General features: G+C 37.9%; 3 protein-coding genes and 2 pseudogenes. All 5 read left to right on the top strand.

Translation table 11 applies throughout. The annotated features are described in order from the left end of the window. Positions 1-232, top strand: a pseudogene (locus ACFIK1_RS05120) (transcriptional regulator); the annotation flags it as partial. A gap of 631 nt (positions 233-863) precedes the next feature. Then, the gene (locus ACFIK1_RS05115; protein WP_375662236.1) at positions 864-1,262 is read left to right on the top strand and encodes a hypothetical protein; all 399 of its coding nucleotides are present in this window, start codon (positions 864-866) and stop codon (positions 1,260-1,262) included. A gap of 339 nt (positions 1,263-1,601) precedes the next feature. Then, positions 1,602-1,996: pseudogene (locus ACFIK1_RS05110) on the top strand (helix-turn-helix domain-containing protein). Positions 1,997-2,437: 441 nt separating this feature from the next. Then, complete coding sequence (efp, locus tag ACFIK1_RS05105) at positions 2,438-3,013, top strand: elongation factor P (protein WP_015856958.1); 576 nt, start codon at positions 2,438-2,440, stop codon at positions 3,011-3,013. 11 nt (positions 3,014-3,024) lie between these two features. After that, on the top strand, positions 3,025-3,816 hold the full coding sequence (locus ACFIK1_RS05100; RefSeq protein ID WP_375633435.1) for an inositol monophosphatase family protein: 792 nt from the start codon (positions 3,025-3,027) through the stop codon (positions 3,814-3,816). Positions 3,817-3,855 lie beyond the last annotated feature (39 nt).

The raw sequence follows: 3,855 nt of genomic DNA, 5'->3' as shown, positions 1-3,855 counted from the left end.
CGGCTTAAATCGTGTCAGCGCAGGGCGTTTAAAAGAAATTGCCGATATCTTAAATGTTCCACTTGTCTTTTTCTATGCGGATATCTTAACAAAACAACAGCCCCCGTACTCTCATGATGAAATCGCATCAAGTACAGAGGAATACCTACTGCTCAAAAGATTTAGAGTTCTAACCTCGATAAAACAAAGAGCCATTTTACAATTACTCTCTGATCAAAATGAAAGCTTTTAACATCATAATATAGGGCGCTACACTCTCTATTCTTGACTTGCCTCCCACCCCTCAAAGGACAGAAGCCCCTTCCCTATCCAGTTGGGAAACAATCCGTCTTCTCAGAACAGAACTCTTTTAGCTTCCCATTTTATGTGGTTCATTTCACAAGATTATCCGGACAAGCTCTCCCTCAAATATTCACCACACACTCTCATAAAAACATCACATGTACAAAATTTGATGCCTTACAAACACCACACCTCAAACGATAGTATTTAAAAAAACAGAATAAACATTCATACGTATTTAAAAAAAGATAGCCCTTAAAAAGCAATGCTTGAAAATTTTTTTGGTCGATCTGGAACAGCACCTAACGCATCATTTTATAATAGTGATCGAGGATATGATCTTAACATGCAAACGCAAAAAATTGCTTTTTTATCATAATCACTAAAAGCAGCTGTTTATTAAAATATACGCCACCAGAAGCACTTCAAGCAGCCTTTACAGCTGAAACCATTATTCATTGATTAATTAACCGATTGATTAGATACCGATATGTTGTTAAGTAGCTATAAGTAAAGTTGCTCTTATTTCTGGAATAGGAGCTTCGCAAATAAAGAGCAACAATAAGTAAGGGGAATTAAAGATGTTAAAATATTTATTGCTGTCACCGGTTGTGTTGGTGGCTGGTTGCGCATCTGTAGGCAATTATTCATCAAATTATGTTGATCAAAGTCTTACAAAGCGTCAGGCACAATTAGTCGCTAACAAATTTATTAGCTATATCAAGAGACCTCTACCACCAGCTACAACCACATTTCTTATAAAGAAAAATAATACAGCAGACAACTTTACTCCTTTATTTATCAATCTGTTGCGACGGAATGGATATAATGTGATCTATACAGATCAACCTCAAAAGCAACAAAACATGGGTGTGAATTTGAGTTATAGAATAAGATTAAATAGTAGCACTATAGTGTCTCTTTTTCAGTATAACGTGAATGGAGAGCCGCGTTCTTATATAAATACTCATCCCAGATGAACCCGCTATTTAATGTAAACATTCTCTATATTTTACACGTAAAGACTTAAAAGCTCTTGTGAAAGCCAAAGAGATTTGCACCTCAATAAAAAACCTCATTTTTAGCCAGAGTGGATAAATTTTATTATAGATTGTAACAATACAAAATAGTGTAAGTTATAGCTTTAAGATTTAAGGAAAGAAGAATACTAAAAATAATGAAAATGCCCCATACCCTAGCAAATTATTACGCGAAGATATAAATGCAAAACTTGGCTTATCTGTGATTGAAGCGGCTGAATAGCTTTCTATATCCTGTGTAGCATTTTCTAGGGTATTGGTAAAAATCCTTATAACGACATTTTCAATGGCAAATTTATTGGCAAAAAAGTTCGTTTTAGATGAAAAATGTTGAAGATGTCTCAAAAAACATTAGGTCAACATTTGGGTGTTACTTTCCAACAAATCCAGAAATATGAAAACGGCTTAAATCGTGTCAGTGCAGGGCGTTTAAAAGAGATTTCCGATATCCTAAATGTTCCGGTTTCCTTTTTCTATGCTGATATCGTCACAAAACAACAGCCCCCATACCACCATGATGAAATCGCATCAAGTACAGAGGAATACCTGCTGCTCAAAAGATTTAGAGTTCTAACCTCGATAAAAAAGCCTTTTTACAGCTGATCTCTGATAAGAATACAAACGAACACCCTGTGACAACACACACCACGCTCTATCCCATGAGACACTTATAATAAACTCTGTATTCACATATTCATCACATATTCTTAATTAAAAACACCTCATGGTTTTAGGGAACTTATATCATTGCCATCAATTATACCATTGCCATCAATGATGATATTTTACGACACAACGGGATAAATTTCCCCAAAAATTCTAAAAAATTTTTGTGCAAATTTTTAAAAAGCTTGCGTCTGAGCGCTTTTTATGGTCTTGCAAAGAGCTGAAAAGCAAAAATACATAAAGGTCCTTTTTTACTTAAGCTTTTCTCTTTGCAAAAAGCAGGAGAAAGCCCATAAAGAGCACACAGGACCATGAGAGAGCCGCAAGGTTAATAAAAGGGATTTTAGCCCGAAAATAACAAAAGAGCTTGACCGTTAAAGGCAGCAAAGAAAAGCGCCATAAAGACAACAAGAGAGTTCTTTTTGCAAGAATAGAATTGGATAGAAACGATGAAAATTAATGGCAATGAAATTCGCCCTGGTAATGTGATCGAACATCAAGGAAGCTTATGGGTTGCAGTTAAATGCAACGCTGTAAAACCAGGAAAAGGTGGTGCATTTAACCAAGTTGAAATGAAAAATTTGATTGATGGTACAAAACTTAATGAGCGATTTCGTGCTGCTGAGACGGTTGAACGCGTGCGCCTTGAACAAAAGGATTTCACATTTCTTTATCAACAAGGGGATGCTTTGGTCTTTATGGATTCAGAATCTTATGAACAACTAGAACTTCAAAAGGATTTTGTTGGTGAACGTGCTGCTTTTCTCCAAGATGGGATGACAGTCACAGTTGAACTTTATCAAGAAAAGCCTATTGGCATCTCACTTCCTGATCAAGTTGCTGTCACGATTGCGGAAGCCGATCCTGCCATCAAAGGACAAACGGTTACCTCCTCTTATAAACCCGCCATTCTTGAAAACGGGATTCGTATTCTTGTTCCCCCCTTTATGAATGCTGGTGAACGTATCATTGTAGACACCAATGAGTTGATTTATTTGCGTCGCGCAAATGAAAAAGATAAATAAAGGAATAAAAAATGGCCCATTCTGCAGTCATGAATGTCATGGTGCAAGCTGCAATGAAAGCAGGACGCTCGTTGGTGCGTGATTATGGTGAAGTGCAAAATTTGCAAGTGTCTTTGAAAGGACCAGCAGATTATGTCAGCCAAGCAGATCGCAAAGCGGAAAAAATTATTTTCAATGAATTAAGCAAAGCGCGCCCCAAATTTGGATTTCTGATGGAAGAGTCTGAAGAAATCATTGGAGAAGATTCACAACACCGTTTTATTGTTGACCCTTTAGATGGCACTACAAATTTTCTCCATGGCATTCCTTTTTTTGCTGTTTCCATTGCCTTAGAAAGCCAAGGAAAAATCGTTGGTGGTGTCATTTACAATCCCGTGAGTGATGAACTCTTCACCGCAGAACGCGGGTGTGGTGCTTTTTTTAATGACCGCCGCTGTCGCGTTTCTGCTCGACGCAGACTAGAAGATTGTGTCATTGCCACAGGAATGCCTCATTTTGGTCGCCCAAATCATGGAACCTACCTTATTGAATTACGTAATGTGATGGCAGAGGTTGCCGGACTTCGCCGTTTTGGTGCTGCTGCTCTTGATTTAGCTTATGTGGCTGCTGGAAGAACCGATGGCTTTTGGGAAGATAACCTGCAAATTTGGGATATGGCTGCTGGAATACTGATGGTTCGTGAAGCCGGTGGTTTTGTCACCGACAAAGAAGGCGGCAACAATATATTTCGCAAAAAAAATATCATTGCCGGCAATGAACACATTCGCCTAAAATTAGAAAGAGTTCTCAAAAAAGGCATTTAGACCTCAGAAAAAATCCAGCAGATGACCTCAGCCAAGCAG

Origin of the sequence: Bartonella sp. OC16QHHD (assembly GCF_042194035.1) — a bacterium.
GTDB lineage: Bacteria > Pseudomonadota > Alphaproteobacteria > Rhizobiales > Rhizobiaceae > Bartonella.
This window is presented reverse-complemented; position numbering and strand designations above follow the sequence as displayed.